Raw genomic sequence first — 21,622 nt, 5'->3', positions numbered from 1 at the left:
GGTAGATTCGGGCAACGTGTGGTCTAAGCTCGGAGGCATGGAAGTCGAGCCCGTGACCGTCACGACACCGCGGCCGCTCCGGCGCGCGGTGATGACGCAGGCGTGGCGCGAGCTCACCTTCCTGCACTGGCCGGTGGAGCCGGACCGGGTGGCCGGCCTGCTGCCGCCCGGCACGGCGCCGGACACCCTCGACGGAACCACGTACGTCGGGCTGGTTCCGTTCCGCATGCGGCAGGTGTGGCGGGTGCCGTATCTCGGCACGTTCCCGGAGACGAACGTGCGACTGTACTCAGTGGACGGTCACGGCCGGCGCGGAGTGGTGTTCCGCTCGCTGGACGCGTCCCGGCTGCTGCCCGTGCTCGTCGCCCGGCTCGGCGTCCGCCTGCCCTACATCTGGTCGTCGATGCGGATCGACTACGAGGGGGATGTCGTCACCTATGTCACTCACCGGCGCCGCGACGGGCCGTCCAGCCGGGTCCGGGTGCTGCCCGGGGCTCCGATCGCCGAGCCGAGTGAGCTGGAACACTTCCTGACCGCTCGCTGGGGCCTGCACGTGTCCTGGCACGGTCGCACGCTGTACGTGCCGAACGAGCACCCGCCCTGGCCGCTGCACCGCTCCGAGCTGCTGGACCTCGGCGATGGCCTGCTGGTTGCGGCCGGTGCGCCCCGGCCGGCCGAGCCGCCGGTCAGCGTGCTCTGGTCACCCGGTGTGCCCGTGCGCTTCGGCCTGCCGCTGACCCGATGAGGTGATGTCGTCACGCTGAGTATGCGCGGCCTGGGGAATACGTGCCGCTTGCGCAGGTCGCGTGCCCGGACGGGCGGTCGCCATCTCACGGCGGGCAACGGCAGGGCACTATGGACGTCCTAGGGACAAGTGGGTGCACCGTCGTGCGACCCCGCTGACCAGGCCGTGTTCGACCAGAAGGGGAGGATCGCGCCATGCCGGAGCGCGTCGACGCGCGGCGGATGCCGCCGCGGCCCGCCGGGCCGCCTCGCCCGCCCGCCCGCCGCCGCCCCAACCCGGCCCTGCGCACCGTGCAGGTGCTGATGGTCGTGGTGTCGATGATCGTGTTCGGCGGCACCTGGTACGCGTGGTCCCAGCTGGCTCAGCTCAACGGCCTGACCACGGCCAACGTGATCGGCAAGTCCGTGCCGCCGGCGGCCGAGCAGAACATCCTCATGGTCGGCCTGGACACCCGCACCGACGCGATGGGCAACCCGCTGCCCCAGGACGTGCTCAACCAGCTGCACGCCGGTGGTGGCGACGACGGCGGCGACACCACCGACACCATGATCGTGATCCACATCCCGGCCGGCGGCGGCGCGGCCACCGCCATCTCCATCCCGCGCGACTCGTACGTGCAGATCGCCAGCGACGACGGCAGCGACGAGTACGGCAAGCACAAGATCAACGCGGCGTACAGCTACGGCCGCAACGACGCCTACTCCACGCTGTCCAAGCAGGGGCTCAAGGGCGCCGAGCTGGAGACCAAGGCGGCCGAGGCCGGCGCCAAGACCTCCATCGCCACCATCCAGCAGTTCACCGGTCTCCAGATCACCCACTACGCCGCGGTCAACCTGGCCGGCTTCTACTTCATCAGCCAGGCCATCGGCGGCGTGCCGGTGTGTCTGATCAACCCGGTGAAGGACTCCTTCTCTGGAGCCAACTTCCAGGCCGGCCAGCAGACCGTGGAGGGCTCCAACGCGCTGGCCTTCGTCCGCCAGCGCCACGGCCTGCCCAACGGCGACCTCGACCGGATCAAGCGGCAGCAGGCCTTCATGTCCAGCATGGCCAAGACCGTGCTGTCCGCCGGCACGCTGGCCAACCCGGGCAAGCTCAACAACCTGATCGAGGCCGTGAAGAAGGCCGTCGTCATCGACCAGGGCTGGGACGTGCTCCAGTTCGCCCAGCAGCTGCAGGGCATGAGCACCGGCAACATCAAGTTCGTGACGATCCCGATCGTCAGCATCACGCTGCAGACCCCGCACGACGGCGACGCCGTCCAGGTCGACCCCGGCCAGGTGCAGGACTTCGTGAAGCAGACGATCGCCACCGCCGGCGGCTCCACGACCAGCACCTCCGCGTCCGGCGCCGCCAGCCCCAAGACCGTCGACTACTCGGCGACCACTGTGGACGTCCGCAACGGCGCCGGCGTCTCCGGTCTGGCCAGCACCGTGCTGGAGAAGCTGGTCGGCAAGGGCTTCGGCCGCGGCGACACCGGCAATGCCAACGCCCGCAAGGCTTCCAGCGTCAACTACTCGTCGGCCGACAAGGCCGCCGCGCAGGCCGTGGCCAAGGCCCTCGGCGGCGTCCCGCTGGTCGCCGACGACTCCGTCACCGCTGGACACGTCCGGGTCTACCTCGGCACCGACTACAACACCAAGTACGGCTTCACCGGCAGCTCTTCGTTGCAGCTCAACACCTTCGCCGCGGCCGCGCAGACCAGCTCGTCAACCGCGCCCATCACCGCCGACGGCGTGCCCTGCATCAACTAGCACCGCATCAACCAGCACCGCCCCAGGAGTCATCCTTGCCGTTCGCGCTGGACAGCGAAGTGGCCGCTGCGCTGGCCGGCTTGCAAGCCGGCGACAACGGCCCCGAGACACCCGCCCCGCGTGGCGACTGGCAGTCCCGCCGGGCCCTCGTCAACGCCATGATGGCCGGCCTCAACTCCGGCCAGCCCGAGCACGCCGACGTCGTGCGGACCGACCACCAGGTCGGCGTGCCGGCCCGGTGGTACGCGCCGGCCGGCGGTGGTGGCGGATCCGCGGTCGTCTACCTGCACGGCGGCGGCATGATCGGCAGCTCGGTCGACCATTTCGATCGGACGATCGCCGGTACGTGGCCGACACCGGTGTGCCGATGCTGGCCGTCGACTACCGCCTCGCTCCGGAACATCCGCATCCCACGCCGGTCGAGGACTGTTACGCCGGCCTGACCTGGCTCGTGGAGCACGCCGCCGAGCTGAACGTCGACCCCGCCCGGATCGCGGTGATGGGCGACAGCGCCGGCGGCGGGCTGGCCGCCGGCACCACGCTGCTGGCCCGGGACCGAGGCCTGCCGGTGGCTCGGCAGATCCTCGTCTACCCGATGCTGGACGACCGCACCACCACGGACGATCCGGCGCTGGCGCCGTTCCTCGGCTGGTCCGCCGACGACAACTACACCGGCTGGCACGCCCTGCTCGGCGACGCCGCCGGCGGGCCCGAGGTGTCCTCGTACGCCGCCCCGGCCCGGGCGTCCGACCTGTCGGGCCTGCCACCGTCCTATGTGGAGGTCGGGGAGCTGGACCTCTTCCGTGACGAGTCCGTCGACTACGCCCGACGGATCGCCGCCGCCGGCGCCTCCGTCGAGCTCCACGTGCACCCCGGCTGCCCGCACGGTTTCGAGCTCATCGCGCCCGACTCCGCCGTCGCCCGGCGCGCACGGGCCGACCGACTCCGTGTGCTGAAAGGGTTTTAGCGCCGGCCCGTGGCCAGACCGCGCCCGACGAGGTAGTCGTAGCAGTTCTGGAGCAGCCAGTACATGTCGTAGTGCGAGCGGTCCATCTCCACGATGTTCCACTTCACCGACGGGTTGGCGCGGGCCACGCCGTCGACGTCGATCACGCCCTGGCCGTAGGGCACCATGTAGTCGTCCATGCCGGTGGCCGGCCCGTCCTTGATGTGGATGTACTCCAGCCGGCGGCCGAGCAAGCGCTCGACGGCGACGGGGTCGACGCCGCCGGTCTGCGCCCAGTAGGTGTCGAGCTCGATGACGACGCGGGGATCCAAGGCGTCCAACAGGATCCGATAGGCCTGGCGGCCGTTGAAGGAGTTGCGGAACTCGGCGAAGTGGTTGTGGTAGCCGATCCGCATGCCGTACGCGGCGGCGTTGACGACCGCCTCGTTGATCCGGTCCGCGCCGCGCAGGATGGCGTCGCGGGTGTCGAACTCCTCCGGCTCCAGGCTCCACACCAGGGTGTGCGAGCCCAGTGCCGCGTAGGTGTCGAGGATGGACTTGGCATCGTCGCCGGACGGGAACGGCGCGTGCGAGCTGCACAGCCCGAGCCCGAGGGAGTCGAGGCGCTTGCGCACCGCCGTCGGCGAGTTGTCGTACAGGTCGTAGCTTTCGATGGCGACGTAACCCATGGCCGCGACCTTGTTCAGCGTGCCGAGCAGATCCTGCTCGGCCTGGTCGTTCAGCGACCACATCTGCAGGGCGATCGGCGCCGGACACCTGCGGCCGGGGGCCGCACTCGCGGTGGCGGCCGGCAGCGCGGCGCCGGCCGCCAGCACAGCGGCCGACGTCAACATGCAGCGACGGCTGAGCGTCATGAGGACTCCTTCACAGGTGTCAAACGCCTGCCACTCCACCGGTCCCCGGGCCGACGGTCAAGTACGGGTGATCAATGGGGAACGTTTCAGTAGTACGGGCGTGGCCGCGGGCGCCCGACGACGAACCAGAGCAGGCTGCCCAGGAACGGCAGGCACAGGACCACCAGGATCCACAGGATCTTGCCGCCGCACCCGACGTCCGCGCCGAGAATGCTGAACAGCGCCGCCAGGAAGAGGACGACCAGGAAGATGCCCACGGCGATCAGGACGATCATGAGGCCGACCCCGATGCCCCGGGCGGCGAGGTCGTCGCTGATGGTGAAGGCCTGTGCGAGGTGTGCCATGACACGAAGCTATGGGCTGATCGGGTTACCCGGCATCGATCCTGCGTCGGAATGCGCAGTACGACTTTAGTCGAATGCCGGCATGGTCATGCCTCGCTGGAAGGGGAGGCCATGGGGATCTACGTGTCGGTCAGGGGCTGGCTGGAGTGCGACGAGAAGCAGCTCGCCGCCATCCGTGAGGTCATCGCGGCGCACGACGAGGGCTTCTACTCCGGCGGCTGGGGCTTTCCGGCCAAGCCGTTCAACTGGATCAGCTATGTCTTCTACGGCGGCGACATCCGCCACCTCTCGGTCGACTGGTTCCTGGGGCAGTTGGCCGCCATCGCCCGGATTCCCGCCTCTGACGAGGACAACGACCGCGTGCGCGGCCTGTTCTTCGCCAGCCACGAGCAGGACGGCCTGAGCGAATGGCAGGTCCGTGACGGCCAGGTCCTCGTCAGCGCCGGGGACGACCGGTATCGCTACTTGGACGAGTAGCGGTAGACGCCTGAGTCGCGGAGCTCGAAGCCGAGGCGCTGGTACAGGCGGTTGGCGGCCTCGCGGGAGGGCCGGGACGTCAGGTCGACGGTGCGGGCGCCGGCCTCGGTGGCGATGCGTAGGGCGGCCAGGGTCAACTCCTCGCCGACGCCCTGGCCGCGGGCCGAGGAGTCGACGACGACATCGTCGATGTGGGCCCGCAAGCCGGTGGGAATGGGGTACATCACCAGGGTGAGGGTGCCGACGATGCCGGTGGCGTCGCGGGCCACCAACACCGTGGTGGCCTCGTGGCCGGCGATGCCCGCCAGCGCCGCCTTGGACAGCGGCGCGGCGGAGCGGGAGAGCTGGGGCAGCAGCCGGGCGAAGGCGGCGGTCACCTCATCGGTGACGTCGGAAAGGACCTCGATCTTCACCGGCCCCACTGTGTCAGAAACGGGCTGCTGCGTCAGAACTACCGGGCCAGCAGCTGCTCGAACGGCACGAAGGTGTCGGCCGGCTTGGCCACCGAACGCAGGCCCAGGGCCCGGTCGGCGAGCTCGGCGCCGGCCTGGCGGACCCGGTCGTGCAGGGACGGGCTGCCGAAGTCGGACGAGGCGGCGTACACGCCGGTCGGGGTGACCTCGGCCCGCAGGTAGGCGAACATCGGGCGCAGCTGGTAGTCGAGCACCAGGGAGTGCCGCTCGGAGCCGCCGGTGGCGGCGATCAACACCGGCTTGCCGACCAGGGATTCCTTGTCCAGCACGTCGAAGAAGGACTTGAACAGCCCGCTGTACGAGGCGGTGAACACCGGGGTGACGGCGATCAGCGCGTCGGCCGAGGTGACCGCGGAGATGGCCGCGGACAGCTTGGGGCTGGGGAAGCCGGTCAGCATGTTGTTGGTGACGTCGACGGCGATGTCCCGCAGCTCGATCACCGTGATCTCGGCGTCGCCCAGCGCCTCACGGGTGGCGGCGGCGAGCTGGTCGGCCAGCAGCCGCGTGGAGGAAGGCTGGCTCAGACCGGCCGTCACGACGGCGATGGTGGTCACTAGTGCACCCTCTTCCGTGCAGACGCCGTCATGGCGTGTGTGGTAGGAACCAGGCGGAAGCCGGGGTGACGGCCTAGTGTGGTCGCCCTTCGAGGGCCTGCATGACACTGCCGCCCCCGGCTTCCCCGGAACCGCGAAGCGATGACAAGAGGACGCGCCGTAGAGCGCCGGTTAGTGACCACTCCGCTGTCGGTTCCCTCGCCTCCGCCTGGCGCCTGCCCCGAGTCACGAACGGAAAGGCGACGGGGTTGTCGCTGCCAGACGCGTTGTTCTTCGTCGGGATCGACTGGGCGGCGGCCGAGCACGCCGTATGCGTGCTCGATCCCACCGGCCGTAAAGTCGCCGCGTTCACCATCGCCCACACCGCCGCCGGGTTCGCCGAGCTGGTCCGCAAGCTGGGCAAGCTCGCCGACTGCGAGCGGGCGCCGGTCGCGATCGAACGCCCGGACGGCCGCCTGGTCGACACGCTGCTGGAAGCCGGCTATCCGGTGGTGCCGGTCAAACCGAACGCGATCAAGACCTGGCGTGAAGCCGAGGTGCTCTCCGGCGCCAAGTCCGACCCCGGCGACGCCCACGTCATCGCCGACTACCTTCGAGTCCGCGCCCACCGGCTGCGGCCGGCGACGCCGTTCTCCAGCCACACCAAGGCCTTGCGGGCCACCGTGCGCAGCCGCACTGACCTCGTCGAGGCGCGCGTGGCCGCGATCAACCAGCTCGGCGCGCTGCTCGACGCGCACTGGCCCGGCGCCAAAGCGATCTTCGCCGACATCGAGTCCGCGATCGCCCTGGCCTTCCTGACCCGCTACCCGACCGCGGCCTCGGCCGCCCGCCTGACCGAGAAACAGCTGGCCGCGTTCTGCGCCAAACAGGGCTACTCCGGCCGCAAACCCGCCGCGGTCCTGCTGGCCCGTCTGCGTGACACCCCGGCTGGCATGACCGATCCCGTTACCTGCCACGGCGTCCGTGACGCGGTCCTGGCTCAGGTCGGCGTACTCACCGCGCTCAACACCGCGATCAAGAACCTGGACCGCTCGATCGCCGAGCAGATGGACACCCACCCCGACGCGGAGATCTTCCGGTCCTTCCCCCGCGCCGGCACCATCAACGCCGCACAGATCCTCGCCGAGTGGGGCGACGCCCGCGAAGCGTTCGGCCATCCCGACGCCATCGCCGCGCTGGCCGGCATCACCCCGGTCACCAAGGCCTCCGGCAAGCAACGCGGTGTCAGCTTCCGCTGGGCCTGCAACAAACGGCTGCGCACCGCGATCACCACCTGGGCGGCGAACAGCCGCTTCTCCAGCGACTGGGCCGCCGACATCTACAACCGCGCCCGCGCCGAGGGAAAGGACCACCCCCACGCCACCCGCATCCTCGCCCGCGCCTGGATCCGCGTCATGTGGCGCTGCTGGCAAAACAACACGCCCTACGACCCCATCCTGCACGGCGCAGCCCGACGCCAGGCCGAACACCAGATCGCGGCCTGACTTTGATCTTGAGGTTGACACAAGAGGTGTCATGCGGACACCTTCTTCTGCAGCAAGGAAGCGTGGGTGGGGGCGTCGGGCACGTGGGCGGGCCGCTTGGCGTCGAGCTCCTTGCGGAGCACGGGAACGATCTCGCCGAGCAGGTCGAGCTGCTCCAGCACGGTCTTGAGCGGCAGGCCGGCGTGGTCCATCAGGAACAGCTGGCGCTGGTAGTCGCCGAAGTGCTCGCGGAAGGTCAGCGTCTTGTCGATGACCTCCTCCGGGCTGCCGACGGTCAGCGGGGTCTGCGAGGTGAAGTCCTCCAGCGAGGGCCCGTGCCCGTACACCGGCGCGTTGTCGAAGTACGGCCGGAACTCGCGCACGGCGTCCTGGGAGTTGCGGCGCATGAAGACCTGCCCGCCGAGGCCCACGATGGCCTGGTCGGCCGAGCCGTGCCCGTAGTGCTCGAACCGCTGCCGGTACAGCTGGATCAGCTGCTGGAAGTGGTAGGTGGGCCAGAAGATGTGGTTGGCGAAGAAGCCGTCGCCGTAGTAGGCGGCCTGCTCGGCGATCTCGGGGCTGCGGATGGAGCCGTGCCACACGAACGGCGGCACGCCGTCGAGCGGGCGGGGCGTGGAGGTGAACTCCTGCAACGGCGTGCGGAACTTGCCGGACCAGTTCACCACGTCCTCGCGCCACAACTTGTGCAGCAGCGCGTAGTTCTCGATGGCCAGCGGGATGCCCTGGCGGATGTCCTTGCCGAACCAGGGGTACACCGGCCCGGTGTTGCCGCGGCCCATCATCAGGTCGACCCGGCCGTCGGCCAGGTGCTGCAGCATCGCGAAGTCCTCGGCGATCTTCACCGGGTCGCTGGTGGTGATCAGCGTGGTCGCGGTGGACAGGATGATCTTCTCGGTCCTGGCCGCGACGTAGCCGAGCATGGTGGTGGGCGACGAGGGCACGAACGGCGGGTTGTGGTGCTCGCCGGTGGCGAACACGTCCAGCCCGACCTCCTCGGCCTTGAGCGCGATCGTGACCATCGCCTTGATCCGCTCGGCCTCCGTCGGCGTGACGCCGGTGGTGGGGTCGGCCGTCACGTCGCCGACGGTGAAGATTCCGAACTGCATGTCCGTCGCTCCTCTCGACTCGTCCAGTACTTGAACTCTCAACTACTGGACGCTCGACAGTATTCCACGGTCAGCAGGGGTCCGTGGGGGAGTCCTCGCTCACATAGGTCCGCCACTCGGCGTCGCTGACCGGGGTGCCCCGCGTCGCGCACACCTGCCGGGCCACGGCCTCGGGATCGGTCTGCCACAAGGAGTTCGGCGCGTTGGCCACGCCCGCGGCCACGCTGCCGCCACGCGGATCGAACGTCACCGCCGTCACGTTGTCGGTCGGGCCGGACAGGGTTGCCGACGGCTGGGGCGCGTGCGGGTCGCTGACGTCCCAGATGGACACCGTGCGGTCCCAGCTCGCGCTGGCCAGCGACTTGCCGTCGGCGCTGAAAGCCACCGAGGTGACGGTGTTGGTGTGGTCGGTCAAGGCGCTGACCTGCGATGGAGCGCCGCCGACGTCCCACAGTTCGACGGCGTGGTCCTCGCCGCCGGTGGCCAGCAGACGGCCGTCGGCCGACAGCGCGATGCCGCGGATCGGGGCCGGCCGGCTGGTGGCGATCCGGTACCTGCTGACCGGATGCACCGGATCGGACACGTCCCACAGCCGCGCCGAGCCGTCATAACTGCCGCTGGCCAGGGTCTTCCCGTCGGCGCTGAACGCCAGCGAGCTCACCCCGTCGGTGTGCTCGGTCAGCGGCTGCCCGATCGGCGTCACCCGTCTCGCGTCCGTCACGTCCCATAGTCTAATCAGGTGATCGTCACCAGATGTGACAATCATCTTTCCGGACGGATCGAAGACCACCGCCTCCAGCTGCCCGGTGGAGGCCGGCACGCTGGACAGCAGGGTCGGATGAGCGGGATCGGAGACGTCCCAGAGCCGGGCCGTGTGGTCGTAGCTCACACTGGCCAGCGTCTTCCCGTCCGGACTGAACGCCACCGAGGTCACCGGGCCGCTATGGCCGCTCAGGGTGGCCAGGGCCGTCGGACGGCGCGGGTCCGACGTGCCCCACAACCGCACGGTGCCGTCGTAGTGACCGCTGGCCAGTACCTTGCCCGTCTTGTCGAAGGCCACGCCCCAGCCGGACTGCGCATGCCCGTTCACCTCGGCGGCCCGCACGTCCCACACCGACACGCACCAGTTGGCGGCCCCGGTCGCCACCGACGAGCCGTCCGGGCTGAACGCCACCGCGCGGATGGTCGCCGGGGCCGTGAACGAGGCGACCTGGGCGCCGCCGGCCAGGTCCCAGAGCCGGGTGATGTGGTCGTCGCCGCCGGCCGCGACCGTCCGGCCGTCGGGGCTGAACGCCACGGCCTCCAGGAAGCTGGTGGCGCCGGTGAACGTCGACACCAGGCCGCCGGCGGTGTCCCAGACGCGGACCGTCTCGTCGTAGCTGGCGCTGGCCACCCGGTGGCTGTCCGGGCTGAACGCCACACCCGTCACGGCGTTGGCATGCCCGGTGAGGACGCCGGCCGGCGCGCCGGTGGCGGCGTTCCACAGCCGCACGGTGTTGTCGTAGCTGCCGCTGGCCACCAGCTTGCCGTCGGGGCTGTAGGCGATCGAGGTGACGGTCTTCTCGTGTCCGTTGAGGACTCCGGCCGGCTCGATCTGACGACCGTCCACTTGCCACAGTCGAACCGTCTTGTCCCCACTGGCCGAGGCCAGGCGCTTGCCGTCGGGGCTGAACGCCAGCGCGAACACGCTGTCCGTGTGCCCCTTGGCCACCGCGAGCTGGGCCGGGCTGCGCGGATTGCTGAGGTCCCACAGGATTATCGACCCGTCGGCGACGCCGGCGGCCAGCAGCTTGCCGTCCCGGCTCAGCGCAACGCCGTAGGCCGCGCTCGGCACCTGAACCGTCGCGACCTCGGTGCGGGTGCCGGCGTCCCACAGCCGGACCGACTTGTCCTTGCTGGCGCTGGCGAGGAGATTTCCCCCGTACGACAAGGCCGTCACGCCGTCGGTGTGCCCGAGCAGCCGGGTCGTCGCCGGCACACCCGACGCGGTCAGCAGACTGCCGCGGGCCTCCGTCGTCGGCGAGGTCCGGTACGCCACCAGGCTCAGCTGCGCCGCCAGCGCGGGATCGGCCGCCAGCAGGGAATTCGCCCGCAGCGCCACCTGTCTGGACATGGCGTCGGCCCGTTCCTGCAACGCCGTGTTGCGTTCCACGAAGGCAAAAACCATCGAGGCCACGGCCACCAGCAGCAGCACCGTCAGCGCCGCCACCAGCTGCCGCAGCCGCCGGGTCCGCCGCACCGCCGCCTGCTGCTCGGCGGCCTCGCGGGAACGGCTGGCGTCCAACAGTTCCCGCTCGATCGGGGCGAGGGTGCCGTCGTCCGGCGCCCAGTTCAGGGCGATCGCCAGCTTCGCGCCCCGATACAGCCCCGAGGCGTCGCGGCCGTCCCGCTGCCACGACCGGGCGTCCCGCGCCAGCTGCTGGTGCAGCCGCAGGCCCTCGCGATTGGCGGCCACCCACCCGCAGCCGTGGCCACGAGCGCAGCAACGCCTCGTGGCTGATCTCCGCGGTGTCCTCGTCCACCGTCACCAGCCGCGCCCGGGCCAGCGCGTCCAGCACCGCCGCCGCGGTCTCCGGGTCGGCGGCGCCCTCGATCAGACCGGCCCGGTCCACCCGGGCCCGCGTCACCTCGACGCCCTCGCCGACGTGCACCATGCGCAGCAGCAGCCGTCGCACGAGGTCCCGTCCGTCCCATCGAACCGGGCATACGTGGCGTCGGCCGTGGTGGCGTGTCCCTTGGAATACGTAACGGGCTACATTTCAACTGAACTTTAAACCCCGAGCTGACCCGGAAGAGAAAGGGGGGGTTAGAATACCGGGCCTTCCTGCCCTATTGTCAGTGTGGCGGCAGCTCTTTCACCCACACCACCTAACTTACTTAAGACCGCATCTAGATTTAACCAAACAAAGAAGACTAGAAGGGATAGGCGTAAGTTACTATTGGTGTTACCCGCCAGTGACAAACCTAGTCATTTTGCCGGTTCGCGCCCTAGGACTTGCTGATACCTGCTAACTATACAGATCTAGCTTATCGCCTTTCACGGGTCCTCCTCGGCCCCGAGATCGCGCAGCAGCACGTCGCTCAGGCCCGGCTCCAGCTCCAGGCCGGCCAGCGCCGCCGGCCGCTCGATCGCCTCCCGCAGGGCCGACGCCGTCATCGGGCCGACCACCACCGCCCGTTCGAGCGAGGCCAGCAGCTCCGGGAAGCGGGCGCAGTGCCCGTAGAAGTCGGCGCGCACCCCGTAGACCACGGCCGCGTTCAGCGCGGTCAGGGCCGCCACGAAGATCCGGCGCTGGGCCTCGTCCTCGCACTGCGTGAACAGCTCCTCGAACTGGTCGATCACCACCACCAGCCGCTCCGACCCGTCCAGCACGCCGGCCAGCTCGCCCGGGTCGTCCTGCATGATCGCCAGCAGCTCCGACGGCGGCCGGCCGGTGGCCTGGGCCAGCGACGAGGCCAACGCCTCCACCGGCTTGTTGCCCGGCGTGAACAGCAGCCACGACCAGCGGCGCGGCGTCGCCAGGTCCATGCCCTCGACCGTCGGCACCAGGCCGGCCCGCAGCAGCGAGGACTTGCCCGAGCCGGACGCGCCCACCACCGCCACCGGGCCGTCCCGGCGCGGATCGCCGAGCCGGTCCACCAGCGTCGCCGTCAGCTGCTCACGTCCGAAGAAGTACTGCGCGTTGCCCACCGAGAACGCCAGCAGCCCCGGGTACGGGCTGCGACCCTCCCGGGCCGGCGTCGGTGGCTCCTCCTTGGGCAGCGTCACCGTGACCCGCGGCGTCGGGCGGCCCAGCACCGGGTCGTTGGCCAGGATCTGCTGGTAGACCGCCTGCACCTCGGTGCCCGGATCCACGCCCAGCTCCGCCGCCAGCAGCCGGCGCAGCCGGTCATGGTGCTCCAGCGCCTCCGCCTGCCGCCCGCCCCGGTACAGGGCGATCATGTGCAGGGCTCGCAACCGCTCGCGTAGCGGATTGTCCTCAACGGTCGTTCGCAGGTCGACGACCACTTCGGACTCCCGGCCCAGCGACAGCAACGTCTCCGCCCGGTCCTCGATCGCCGCCAGCCGCAGCTCCTCCAGATGCTGCCGCTCGCTCTCCGCGAACGGTCCCGGCACCCCGGCCAGCGGCTCGCCCTGCCACAGCCGCAGGCCCTCGTCCCACTGCGCGATCGCCCGCTCCACCTCGTTGGCCGCCCGCGCCTGGCCCGCCTGCTGGAACGCGTGCTCGAACCGCCACACGTCCAGGTGCTCCGGCTCCAGCGCCAACCGATACCCCGAGCCCACGCTCGTCAGCACGCTGTCGCGGGACCGCGCCTTGCGATCCCCCGCCAGCGTCTGCCGCAACTTCGAGACGTAGGTGTGGATGATGCCCCGCACGCTGTCCGGGGGTTCCTCGCCCCACACCCCGTCCACCAGCTCGGTCCGCGACACCACCTGATTGCGCCGCACCGCCAGCTGCGCGAACAGGGCCCGTTGCTTCGGTGGCCCCAGCTCCAGCTCGCGTCCGTCGATCTCTGCGTGCAGCGCGCCCAGGAGCTTGACCAGCAGCATGGCTGCATCCTATGGCGCGCGCTGTGTTCCCGTGCGCGCGAGGCGTTCCGGAGTTATCGTCGGTGGGTGCGCACGGTGCGGGTGGCTCGGGTCTACGACGATCCCAGCCCCGACGACGGGGTTCGGGTGCTGGTCGACCGCCTCTGGCCGCGCGGACTGCGCAAGGACCTGGCCCAGCTGGACAGCTGGTGCCGCTCCGTCGCCCCGTCCGATGAACTGCGCATCTGGTACGGCCACGACCCCTCCCTGTTCGAGGAGTTCGCCGAGCGCTACCGCGCCGAGCTCAAGGCCGCCGATCGGCAGACGGCGTTGCAGGGGCTGATCGAGACGACCGGCACGTTGACCTTGCTGACTGCCACCAAGGCCTTGGAGATCAGCAACGCCGCGGTGCTGGCCGATGTGCTGCGGTCGATGGTCTAAGCGCGACGGAGCGTCAGTTCGAACGGGGTGAATCCGTGTGAACGGTAGAACGCGATTGCCGTCTCGTTCGCGGCGAAGGCCGTCACGCGGAATTCGGTGGCCTCATTTCGTTCGGCCCACGCGGTGAATTCGGTGACCAGCGCGGAACCGGCGCCGGTGCGGCGGAACTGCTCGCCGACCCGCATGCTCTCCAGGACGGCGATGCGCGCGCCCGGGCGGATCTCGCTGGTCCGCAGCCGGCCGACCAGATGGCCGGCCGGCGTGCCGTCCGCCCTGGCCAGCAGGCACAGTCCGGCGCTGTCGCCGATCACGTCGCGGTAGTAGGCCGCGCCGTGCCGGCGCGGCCAGTCGGCGTCCATACGCGGGTCGTGCCGCCCGCCGTCCTCGGCGAACAGCGCGCCCACGGACGTCACCAGTTCGGGAATCAGTTCTTCGGTCGCTTCGACGATTGTCGTGGCCATGAAACGACCGTAGCCGATTCCATTAATCATGTAAATTAATCCTCGAACGTGACCTCCGGGGGCGGGCGGCGGAAGCCGCGGGTGAGGTAAGTGAGGTAGCAGACGCCGAGGGCGAGCCAGATGAGGCCGAGGGTGATGGCGGTGCCGTCGAGGTGGACGAGCAGCCAGAGGTCGACGGCGGCGCCGACGACGGGCACCACGAGGTTGCGCAGGACGGAGCCGCGCTGGCGGAGCCACAGGGCGATGACGGAGAGGTTGACGAAGGTGAAGGCGGTGAAGGCGCCGAAGTTGATGAACGAGGTGGAGGTGGTGACGTCGAGGGCCAGCGCGCCGAGGCCGATCAGTCCGATGAGGACGATGCCGAAGACGGGGGTCTCCAGCTTCGGTTGCAGGTAGCCGAAAAAGCGCTTGGGCAGCACGCCGTCGCGGCCCATGGCGAACATGAGGCGGGACGCGCCGGCCTGGGCGGCGATGCCGGAGGCGAACTGGGCGACCATGAGCCCGGCCAGGAAGACGGCGGCGAACAGGGTGCCGCCGATGTCGGTGGCGATCTCGAACGCGGCCGAGGACTCGTCGTGGAAGGTGGCGCCGGGATGCACGAGCTGCGTGGCGTAGGCCAGGATCACGAACAGCACGCCACCCAGCAGTGCGGTCAGCAGAATGGCGCGGGGAATGGTCTTGCGCGGCTCGAAGGTCTCCTCGGTTAGCGTGGTCACGGCGTCGAAGCCGAGGAACGAGTAGGCGGCGATGGCGGCCCCGGCGGAGATGCCGCTGAACGAGGAGCCGTTGTGGTAGAAGGGAACCCCGCTGAACAGGCTCGGGGCGTGGCCGAACGACAGGATCACGAAGAACAGGATCACCAGCATCTGGAACGCCATCAGCAGGAAGTTGGCGGTCACCGCGACCCGGATGCCCAGCACGTTCAACTCGGTCGTGAGAATGATGAAACCCAGCACCCACAGCCAACTCGGCACCGACGGGAACTGGGCGGACATGTAGGCGGCGCCGATCAGCCAGATCACCATCGGCAGGAAGAAGTAGTCCAGCAGCACCGCCCAGCCGACCAGGAAGCCGACGCGGGAGTCGATGGCCTTGCGCACGTAGGTGTACGCGGAGCCGGCGACCGGGAACTCGGAGGCCATCCGTCCGTAGCTGGCCGCGGTGAACAGCATCGCCACCGTGGCCAGGAGATAGGCGGTCGGCACCGTCCCGTCGGTGGTGGTGGCGACGATGCCGTACGTGCCGAGCACGATCAGCGGCGCCATGTAGGCGAGTCCGAAAAGGACAACGCCACGCAGGCGCAGATGCGGGGTGAGGGTAACGGTCATCGCGGGTCACCTCCACCCGGCCGCCACCGGCCGGGGTCGATCCTGCCCTGGTACAACGGAAGTTCGATCGGCGCGTCACCGTCACGGAACTGGTCCCACATGCGGTTCACGCCGGCGGTGCCGCGCCGGCGAACCCGGGCCACCTCGTCGACGTCCAGTGTCACGGCGAGCACGGCCGGGTCGGCGCCGGCCGTCTCGGCCAGCACTTGGCCCTCGGGCCCGACCACCACGCTGCATCCGACGCCGAACGGCCCGGCCACGTTGAGGCTGACCACAAAAACCTGGTTGACGATGGCATTGGCCCGCGCCAGCACCAGTTCCTGCGCGCGGTCGGGCGTGGTCGTCTGCACGGGGTTGAGCACCACGTCGGCCCCCATCCACGCCAGGTGCCGGGTCAGCTCCGGGAACCACGCGTCGTAGCAGATGGAGAAGCCGACGCGGCCGGCGTCGGGGATGTCGAAGACGACGAACCGGTCGCCCGGGTCGTACGGCTCGTACGGCCGCCACGGGAAGATCTTGCGGTACGACGCGACCAACGAGCCGCCGGGGGAGAAGGCCAGGGCGGTGTTGAACACCTCGCCCGACGGCCCCCGCTCGCAGACGGTGCCGGGAACCAGCCAAATGCCCAGGTCGCCGGCCATCTCGGCCAGCCGGCGGGTGCGCGGGCCGCTCAACGGCTCGGCGGTGTCGCGCGGGTTCTCCGCCCCGCACAGGTGCAGCTCGGGGTACATGACCAGGCGGGTGCCCGGGTGCTCGGCCAGCACGGCCGCCACCTCGTCGGCGAAGGTGTCGAGCGGCCGGTCGAACGGCACCGGTTCGGCCTGCACCAGCACTGTGGACAGCACGGCGGCTCCTTCCGCGTTGTCGGCAAAATAGTCCAGGTTGAACACTTTCACAAGACTGTTCAAAATGAGCGCTTTTGGCCGGTAGGGTGACGGCCATGGACGGCCTGAGCGCGCCCGCGCTGACCGGTATCCGCAGGTTGTCCGCGCTGGACACGGTGCGGGCGCGGATCGCGCTGGCTGTCGAGCTCGGGCTGCTGGCGCCGGGCGAGGCGCTGCCGCCGGGGCCGGAGATCGCCTCCGCGCTCGGGGTCGGCGAGATCACCGTGCGCCGGGCCCTCGTGTCGCTGTGCTCGGACGGCGTGCTCGTGCGGCGGCGCGGTCGGGGCGGCGGGACGTCGGTCGCCGCCGAGCCAGCCTTGGGCGTGGTGGCGGAGATCGCCGCCTACATCGGCGCCGGGGCCGAGGTGCACGAGCTCATCGATCACCGGCTGGCGCTGGAGACCGGGCTGGTCCATCTGGCGGCGATCCGGCGCGCCGACGACGCCGTGCCGGCGATGGAGGAACTGGTGCGGCGTATGGAAAAGGCGTCTGGCTGGGCCGAGTTCCACGAACTCGACGCGCGGTTCCACGCCACGGTGGTCGAGGCCAGCGGCCTGACCGCGACCGAGCGGTATGGCGAGGTCGTGCGGGAGCTCTACCGCTACTACCTGCCGTATCCCTTGGAATACCTACGCGAATCCAACCGTGAGCACGCAGAGCTCGTCGCGGCGATCGACCGCCGGGACGCCGTTTCCGCGGTCGAAGTCACGTGCCGGCACGTCGAAGTGCTGCACGAGACCATGTTGTCCAGACATTCCCGTTAGTTCCCACACTCTGGATGCGCTTCCCTCGCCGTGGCCGGCATTGTTAGGCATACGGCCATGCGCTTGCACATCCTCGCGTTGGCCGTCGCGGCCCTCGTCCCCGCCCTGCCGGCCACCGCGGCCGCCGCCGAGCCGTCGCTGCCGCCGCTGACCGTGCTCACCGACGCTCCTGGGGCCGGGAAGGGCGACATCTTCCTCACGCCGACCTCCGCCGACGGCAAGTACGCCAACGGCGTGGCCATCCTCAGTCCCGACGGCAGGAAGACCGTGTGGTCGCACGCCGTGCCGGCCGGCCTGTCGGCGGCCGACTTCCGCAAGCAGAACTACCGTGGCCGGCCGGTGCTGACCTGGTGGGAGGGCAAGGGTTTAGGCGGGTTGGCGGTCGGCGTCGACCAGATGTACGACGCGGGCTATCACAAGATCGGCGAGGTGCGGGCGGGCAACGGCTATCAGGCCGACGGGCACGAGTTCGTCATCACGCCGCGCGACACCGCCCTGGTCCTGGCCTACAAGCAGGCCACCGCCGACCTCACCGCGATCGGCGGCCCGCCGCGGCAGCAGGTGCTCGACGGCGTCGTGCAGGAGATCGACATCGCCACCGGGAAGGTGCTTTTCCAGTGGGACAGCAGCGATCACGTGCCGTACTCGCAGAGCGAGCAGGCGTTGCCGGCCTCGCCGGACACACCGTGGGACTGGTTCCACATCAACGCCGTCAAGCCGGACGGCGACAATCTGCTGCTGGACGCCCGGAACACCTGGGCCGCGTATGAGGTTTCCCGCCGGGACGGCCGGATTCTGTGGCAGCTGGGCGGAAAGGCCAGTTCGTTCCGGCCGGCCGGGGCCGAGCTCAACGCCGCCGGTGCGCTCGTCGCGTGGCAGCACGACCCGGAGCCGTTGGGCAACGGCTACTACAGCTTCTTCGACAACGAGTCCGCCGGGGTCGCCAACACCGGCAGCGGGGCTGTCTCCGAGTACGACCACAGCCGGGTCGCCGTGGTGAAGGTGGATCCGGCCAAGCACACGGCCACCTTGGTGCGGGCCTACAACCAGCCCGCCGGGCTGCTCGCGACGTCGCAGGGCAACGCGCAGCCCGAGCCGGGTGGGCAGACGTTCGTCGGTTGGGGCGCGCTGCCGTACCTGTCCGAGTTCGACCGGCACGGGGCCGTGGTGTTCGGCGCCAAGTTCCCGGCCGGCGTGAACACCTACCGCGCCTACCGTTTCGACTGGCGGTGAACCACTGCGCCGGCCGCCCCTGGGGGGACGGCCGGCGCAGTGTCGCAGGCTCAGCCGCCGACCTGGGAGGCGGCGGTCCGAGCGCGGGACATGAACTGGTTGTACGCGCCGTTCTGGTACGTCGTCCACGGCGTCCAGTTGGTGCCGTTGGACGAGATACGGGCCGTCTGCTGCGCGGCGGTGACCGGGTTGAAGGCCTGGTCGTCCGAGACCTCGCTGTGCCACTTGGAGTTGATCTGCCAGACGCCGCGGTCGCGGCTGCAGTCGGTGTTGATCAGCACCGCCTTGGTCCAGCCCTGGCTCTCGGCCAGCGCCACCGCGATGGAGATGATCAGGCCGTTGCCGTGCAGGCCGCCGTTGTTGCGGGCGTACTGGGCGATCTGCTTGTCGGACAGGTGGGTTCCGGCCAGTGTGCTCTTCTGCGTGCACAGCGGGGCGGCCGGCGAGGCCACCGCGGCCGGCGTGGTGCCGGCGGTCGCCAGTGGCGCGGCGGCCAGGAGTCCGCTGAGCACGAGCCCGGAAAGCGCGACAAGGCGCGTAGAAACCTTCGCCATGATGTTTCCTCACAGTCATCGCAGGGGTAATGACGTGATTCACGTGGCGGCGTCCGCCCATCCTGACAGCGAACGATCCTCGGGCGAAGCGTTCACCCTTGACAGATTTGGTCTAGACCAGAAGGGGTGGCACAGAAAAACGCCACCCCGGCCGGAAAGCCGGGGTGGCGTCTGGTACTGCCGGTGAATCAGCCGGCGACGGGCGCCGGCGGGGCGGCGCAGGTGGCGTCGGAGACGTTGCCAGGCTTACGGGTCGGCAACGTTCCAGTGCTGAGGTAGTTGCCCAGCACGGTGTTCACGCAGGTGTCCGCGCTCGGCGTGACGCCATGGGTGATGGCGCCGTTCACGGTCAGCAGCGCGGAATGCGCATACCGCTGGCGCAGTGCCATGCTGCCGGACGGCGGGGCGACGCCGTCGAGCTCGTTCTGCAGCAACAGCACGCTGCCCACGCCGTACCCGAGCACCGGCACCGGGTTCGAGGCCTTGACCGGCCACACCCGGCACGGGGCGTTGAACCAGGTGTTGCCCCACGTGATGTCCGGTGCCTGGGCCGCGCTCGCCACGGCGTTGGCGCGCCACGTCGACCAGTCGGCCGGCCACGGGGCGTCGGTGCAGACCTCGGACAGCAGCGCGGCGTAGATGTTGTCACTGCCGCGCTGGTAGAACTGTGTGTACAGGCCCTGCAACGCGGTGGCGTCGCCGGTGTGCACGTAGCCGGCGAACAACCCGCCGAGCGTGGGCCAGAACGCCTCGTAGTACGGCGTCAGCGTGAGCAGGTCGGTCAGTTCGGCCGGCCCGATCAGGCCGTTGGCCGGCTGCGCCGTCACCTTGGCCAGCTGCGCGTTCCACACCTGCTTGATGGCGTCCCGCGTGGCGCCCAGGTGGTAGGTGGCGTCATTGGCCGCCAGCCAGTCGAAGAAGAGGTAGAAGTTCCGCTGAAGATTGGCGTTCTGGTCCAGGTCGGCCGCCCGGTACCAGACCTCGTCCGGGTTGATCGCGCTGTCCAGCACCAGACGCTTGACGGTCAGCGGGTGCAGGGTGGCGTACACCTCGGCCACATAGGTGCCGTAGGACTGGGCGTACAGGCCGACCTGGTTGACGCCGAGCGCCGCGCGCACGTCGTCCAGGTCGGCGGCGACGTCGGTGGTCCTCATGTGCTGCAACAGATCCGAGTGCGTGTTGGCGCACGCGGTGGCGTAGCCCTGCACGCGGTTGAGCCAGTTGACCTCGTTGGTCGGCGCGGTCGGCGCGTAGCCCGGCCGGTTGAACGAGTTGTAGCCCGGGTCGCACGACAGCGCGGGCACGCTGGGCGCGATGCCGCGGCGGGCGATGCCGATCCAGTCGTAGCCGTCCGCGCCGGGCAACTGCTGCCCGAGCAGCGAGGACTCGTAGCCGGCCCCGGCCAGCGGGTCCGGGGCGGTCAGCATGACGCCCTGATAGGCGCTGGATGCCTTGTGCGCCACCCGAGACAGCGCGAGCGTGATCTTCGCGCCGCCGGGGTTGGCGTGGTCGAGCGGCACCTGGAGCGTGCCGCACTGGGCGCCGGCTCCTGCCAGCGTCGTGTCCTGGCAGGCGCCCCAGCCGATGGTCTCGTGGGGCAGGGTCGCGCCGACAGCGGCCGCGTTGCCCATGGTGATCACTGCCGTCACGACGACGGCGGCAGCGGACAGCATGCGTCTCACCAGTAATTGCCTCTCTCACGGTGGTTCCCGTGATCACCGTAGGCAGCGCGACTGTGCGCGTGCGCGATCCCGGTCGGTTTCGGGTCATGTTTTGTTCCCGTACGGACAGCGGCGCTAGGGTGCGGGAATGACCGCGGGCATTCTGGGTGGCCTCGTCGCCGGACTGGACTTTCCGGACTGGGTGCGCTGGATCGGCCTGGCGCCGCTGGCCGCCGGCGCCCTCGTGGCGTGGCCGGCCCGTCGCGAGCGCGGCCCCCGCCTCGGGGTCGGGCTGGCGCTGGCCGGGGCCGGGCTGCTCGTCCTGCTCGCCGGCTGAGAAAACCGCGATCGCGGTTTACGGAATTGTCTTTGCCGCCGTGAATTCCGCCCCGCAGAAAACTCGCTGCAACCCGCTGAGCCGCCGTGCGCGTGTTCACTGATGGAAGCGAGGACACGGAGGGGACATGGCCGATCGCGACATCGCGTTCGCGCAGTTCGTCACGGCCAAAGCCGACGGCCTGCAACGCACGGCGTACCTGCTGTGCGGTGACTGGCACCGTGCCGAGGACCTGACCCAGGTGACGTTCACCAAGCTCTACCGGCAGTGGCACCGCCTGACCGACCTGGGCGCGCTGGACGGCTATGCCCGCAAGGTGCTGGTCCGCGTGTTCCTGTCGGAGCGGCGACTGGGCTGGTTCCGCCGTGAGCACGTCACCGCCGAGCACGCCGACCAGCCGGAACAGGGCGGGGACCGGCCGGAGGACCGCCTGATGCTGCTGGCCGCGCTACGGCGCGTGCCGGCGGGGCAACGGGCGGTGCTGGTGCTGCGGTACTGGGAGGACATGTCCGTCGAGGACACCGCCCGGCTGCTGGAGTGCTCCGAGGGCACGGTCAAGAGCCAGGCCGCGCGCGGGTTGCAGACCCTGCGCGCACTGCTGAACGTGACACCACTGAGCCCGAGGAGGGGCGCGTGAACGAGCAGGACCTGCGGGAAGCACTCCAGGACGCGA

At 69.9% G+C, this 21,622-nt stretch carries 23 protein-coding genes and 1 pseudogene; 11 read left to right on the top strand and 13 right to left on the bottom strand.

All coding sequences use genetic code 11. The features are described 5' to 3' along the window. Positions 1-37 precede the first annotated feature (37 nt). From KUTG_RS08730 to KUTG_RS08720, 4 genes are all read left to right on the top strand, one after another. Entirely contained in the window at positions 38-745 is a 708-nt protein-coding gene (locus KUTG_RS08730) for a YqjF family protein (protein WP_043716246.1), read from the top strand. 194 nt (positions 746-939) lie between these two features. Next, positions 940-2,496: an LCP family protein gene (locus tag KUTG_RS08725; RefSeq protein ID WP_232240718.1), complete on the top strand. Its 1,557-nt coding sequence runs from the start codon at positions 940-942 to the stop codon at positions 2,494-2,496. A gap of 35 nt (positions 2,497-2,531) precedes the next feature. Continuing rightward, the gene (locus KUTG_RS63325; RefSeq protein WP_232240717.1) at positions 2,532-2,939 is read left to right on the top strand and encodes an alpha/beta hydrolase family protein; all 408 of its coding nucleotides are present in this window, start codon (positions 2,532-2,534) and stop codon (positions 2,937-2,939) included. After that, entirely contained in the window at positions 2,843-3,463 is a 621-nt protein-coding gene (locus KUTG_RS08720) for an alpha/beta hydrolase (RefSeq protein ID WP_232240716.1), read from the top strand. The genes KUTG_RS63325 and KUTG_RS08720 overlap by 97 nt, the downstream gene beginning before the upstream one ends. Here KUTG_RS08720 and KUTG_RS08715 read toward each other — a convergent pair. Together KUTG_RS08715 and KUTG_RS08710 are read right to left on the bottom strand one after the other, a co-directional pair. Beyond that, on the bottom strand, positions 3,460-4,317 hold the full coding sequence (locus KUTG_RS08715; protein ID WP_157494416.1) for a sugar phosphate isomerase/epimerase family protein: 858 nt from the start codon (positions 4,315-4,317) through the stop codon (positions 3,460-3,462). The two genes, KUTG_RS08720 and KUTG_RS08715, sit on opposite strands and share 4 nt — an antisense overlap. 86 nt (positions 4,318-4,403) lie before the next feature. After that, positions 4,404-4,661 carry a PLD nuclease N-terminal domain-containing protein gene (locus tag KUTG_RS08710; protein ID WP_052394229.1) on the bottom strand — a complete coding sequence of 86 codons (258 nt, stop codon included), beginning with the start codon at positions 4,659-4,661 and terminating at the stop codon, positions 4,404-4,406. Between the two features lie 111 nt (positions 4,662-4,772). On the opposite strand from KUTG_RS08710, the gene KUTG_RS08705 reads away from it, so the two are divergent. Continuing rightward, positions 4,773-5,138, top strand: coding sequence for a hypothetical protein (locus tag KUTG_RS08705; RefSeq protein WP_043716243.1), 366 nt, complete (start codon positions 4,773-4,775; stop codon positions 5,136-5,138). Here KUTG_RS08705 and KUTG_RS08700 read toward each other — a convergent pair. Both KUTG_RS08700 and KUTG_RS08695 read right to left on the bottom strand, forming a co-directional pair. Next, a complete protein-coding gene (locus KUTG_RS08700) occupies positions 5,123-5,551 on the bottom strand; it encodes a GNAT family N-acetyltransferase (protein ID WP_043716241.1) in 429 nt (142 codons plus the stop codon). The genes KUTG_RS08705 and KUTG_RS08700 overlap by 16 nt on opposite strands. Before the next feature lie 38 nt (positions 5,552-5,589). Continuing rightward, positions 5,590-6,165 carry an FMN reductase gene (locus KUTG_RS08695; RefSeq protein ID WP_043716239.1) on the bottom strand — a complete coding sequence of 192 codons (576 nt, stop codon included), beginning with the start codon at positions 6,163-6,165 and terminating at the stop codon, positions 5,590-5,592. 248 nt (positions 6,166-6,413) lie between these two features. Between KUTG_RS08695 and KUTG_RS08690 the strand changes: the two genes are divergently transcribed. Further along, entirely contained in the window at positions 6,414-7,649 is a 1,236-nt protein-coding gene (locus KUTG_RS08690) for an IS110 family RNA-guided transposase (RefSeq protein ID WP_043714337.1), read from the top strand. A 29-nt stretch (positions 7,650-7,678) separates the two neighbouring features. Here KUTG_RS08690 and KUTG_RS08685 read toward each other — a convergent pair whose 3' ends face one another. From KUTG_RS08685 to KUTG_RS53125, 4 genes and pseudogenes are all read right to left on the bottom strand, one after another. Continuing rightward, positions 7,679-8,755, bottom strand: coding sequence for an LLM class flavin-dependent oxidoreductase (locus tag KUTG_RS08685; RefSeq protein WP_043716236.1), 1,077 nt, complete (start codon positions 8,753-8,755; stop codon positions 7,679-7,681). 70 nt (positions 8,756-8,825) lie between these two features. Next, entirely contained in the window at positions 8,826-11,210 is a 2,385-nt protein-coding gene (locus KUTG_RS08680) for a WD40 repeat domain-containing protein (RefSeq protein WP_052394227.1), read from the bottom strand. 13 nt (positions 11,211-11,223) lie between these two features. Then, a pseudogene (locus tag KUTG_RS66050) lies at positions 11,224-11,433 on the bottom strand (hypothetical protein); the annotation flags it as partial. A gap of 359 nt (positions 11,434-11,792) precedes the next feature. Then, positions 11,793-13,307: an nSTAND1 domain-containing NTPase gene (locus KUTG_RS53125; protein ID WP_052394225.1), complete on the bottom strand. Its 1,515-nt coding sequence runs from the start codon at positions 13,305-13,307 to the stop codon at positions 11,793-11,795. A gap of 66 nt (positions 13,308-13,373) precedes the next feature. Between KUTG_RS53125 and KUTG_RS08670 the strand changes: the two genes are divergently transcribed. Next, positions 13,374-13,727, top strand: a complete 354-nt coding sequence (locus tag KUTG_RS08670; RefSeq protein ID WP_043716234.1) for a DUF488 domain-containing protein — start codon at positions 13,374-13,376, stop codon at positions 13,725-13,727. Here KUTG_RS08670 and KUTG_RS08665 read toward each other — a convergent pair. Genes KUTG_RS08665 through KUTG_RS08655 form a run of 3 tightly spaced genes read right to left on the bottom strand, consistent with a single transcriptional unit; the run spans position 13,724 to position 16,406 of the window. Then, positions 13,724-14,188 (bottom strand): GNAT family N-acetyltransferase, encoded by a 465-nt coding sequence (locus KUTG_RS08665; RefSeq protein ID WP_043716231.1) that lies wholly within the window; start codon positions 14,186-14,188, stop codon positions 13,724-13,726. The genes KUTG_RS08670 and KUTG_RS08665 overlap by 4 nt on opposite strands. A 35-nt stretch (positions 14,189-14,223) precedes the next feature. Then, complete coding sequence (locus KUTG_RS08660) at positions 14,224-15,516, bottom strand: APC family permease (protein WP_043716229.1); 1,293 nt, start codon at positions 15,514-15,516, stop codon at positions 14,224-14,226. Continuing rightward, on the bottom strand, positions 15,513-16,406 hold the full coding sequence (locus KUTG_RS08655) for a carbon-nitrogen hydrolase family protein (protein WP_232240715.1): 894 nt from the start codon (positions 16,404-16,406) through the stop codon (positions 15,513-15,515). The genes KUTG_RS08660 and KUTG_RS08655 overlap by 4 nt, the downstream gene beginning before the upstream one ends. A gap of 50 nt (positions 16,407-16,456) precedes the next feature. Between KUTG_RS08655 and KUTG_RS08650 the strand changes: the two genes are divergently transcribed. Together KUTG_RS08650 and KUTG_RS08645 are read left to right on the top strand one after the other, a co-directional pair. Beyond that, a complete protein-coding gene (locus KUTG_RS08650) occupies positions 16,457-17,164 on the top strand; it encodes a FadR/GntR family transcriptional regulator (protein WP_043728711.1) in 708 nt (235 codons plus the stop codon). 57 nt (positions 17,165-17,221) lie between these two features. Then, complete coding sequence (locus KUTG_RS08645) at positions 17,222-18,397, top strand: arylsulfotransferase family protein (RefSeq protein WP_043716227.1); 1,176 nt, start codon at positions 17,222-17,224, stop codon at positions 18,395-18,397. A gap of 50 nt (positions 18,398-18,447) precedes the next feature. Here KUTG_RS08645 and KUTG_RS08640 read toward each other — a convergent pair whose 3' ends face one another. Together KUTG_RS08640 and KUTG_RS08635 are read right to left on the bottom strand one after the other, a co-directional pair. After that, positions 18,448-18,951, bottom strand: a complete 504-nt coding sequence (locus KUTG_RS08640; RefSeq protein ID WP_157494415.1) for a transglycosylase SLT domain-containing protein — start codon at positions 18,949-18,951, stop codon at positions 18,448-18,450. 188 nt (positions 18,952-19,139) lie between these two features. Next, complete coding sequence (locus KUTG_RS08635) at positions 19,140-20,624, bottom strand: alpha/beta fold hydrolase (RefSeq protein WP_157494414.1); 1,485 nt, start codon at positions 20,622-20,624, stop codon at positions 19,140-19,142. A gap of 136 nt (positions 20,625-20,760) precedes the next feature. Here KUTG_RS08635 and KUTG_RS08630 point away from each other — a divergent pair, with 136 nt between their 5' ends. Both KUTG_RS08630 and KUTG_RS08625 read left to right on the top strand, forming a co-directional pair. After that, complete coding sequence (locus KUTG_RS08630; protein WP_043716224.1) at positions 20,761-20,949, top strand: hypothetical protein; 189 nt, start codon at positions 20,761-20,763, stop codon at positions 20,947-20,949. 127 nt (positions 20,950-21,076) lie between these two features. Next, positions 21,077-21,586, top strand: coding sequence for a SigE family RNA polymerase sigma factor (locus KUTG_RS08625; RefSeq protein ID WP_043716222.1), 510 nt, complete (start codon positions 21,077-21,079; stop codon positions 21,584-21,586). The last annotated feature ends 36 nt before the right edge of the window (positions 21,587-21,622 follow it).

Source organism: Kutzneria sp. 744 (assembly GCF_000568255.1).
In the GTDB taxonomy this organism is placed as follows: Bacteria; Actinomycetota; Actinomycetes; order Mycobacteriales; family Pseudonocardiaceae; genus Kutzneria.
Note: the sequence above shows the minus strand (reverse complement) of the source record. Positions and strands in the feature narration are given on the sequence as shown.